The sequence below is a fragment of the Deinococcus rhizophilus genome (genome assembly GCF_030271215.1).
In the GTDB taxonomy this organism is placed as follows: domain Bacteria; phylum Deinococcota; class Deinococci; order Deinococcales; family Deinococcaceae; genus Deinococcus; species Deinococcus rhizophilus.
Window position 1 is genome coordinate 1 of sequence record NZ_JASNGB010000347.1, and the last position, 844, is coordinate 844.

1 pseudogene is annotated in these 844 nt (G+C 74.9%); it reads left to right on the plus strand.

Annotation, left to right across the window (positions count from 1 at the left end):
* A pseudogene (locus QOL99_RS17260) lies at nucleotides 1–844 on the plus strand (SMC family ATPase); the annotation flags it as partial.

Here is an 844-nt window from a genome sequence, read left to right on the forward strand (position 1 = left end):
AGCGCCACCGGGCCGCGAGTGCCGAAGCAGCGGCCCGGCAAGCGGTGGAGTCCGCGCAGGCCGGGCTGGATGCGGCAGCTCTGGCCGAAGAACGCATCCCCGACCTGGAGGCGAAGGCCGACACCCTGCGCGAGGCCGAGGCCGACGCCGCCCGGTTGCGCCGCGCCGGGGGCACCCCGCAGAGCACCCACGCCTCTCCCCTCCCCTGGGACGAGGACGCCTTCCTGACCGCCCGCGACGGAGCGCAGAAGCTGGAGAAGCTGCGGCAGGAGCGGGTGCAACTGGAAGCGGCGAAGACCGCGCTGGAGTCCAGCCGCGAGCGGCAACGCTCAGAGCTGACCCAGCACGACGCGCTGACGGGGGAGCAGGCCCGGACCAAGCGCGAGGGCCAGCAGGCCAAGGCCGAACTCGACCGGGCGCAGGCCGAGCTGGAGGCCGCGCGGGCACAGGCGGGCCTCGCCGCCTACCGCTCGCACCTGCACCTCGGGGAGCCGTGCCCGCTGTGCGAGGGTGTGGTGCAGACCCTGCCGCCGCCGACGGCGCACAACCTTGCCGCGCTGGAAACCCGCGTGGCGGCCCTCACCGCCGACCTCGAAGGCCGCCGATTGCGTTACAAGGAGATCGGGCTGGAACTCGCCAGCCTGAAGAAGTCCACCGAGGAGCGGGCCGCCGAGCTGCGTGACTGGGAGGCGCAGCTCACCCAGCGCGAGGCCGACCTGCGGCAGCTGGAGGCGAACGTTCCCGGCGACCCCGCCGACACCGCCGCCCGGCTGCTCGCCAGTCTGGCCGCCCGGGTGCGTTCTGCCGGAGCCGACCCCGCCCGCGAACGGCAGCGCCTGCTGGC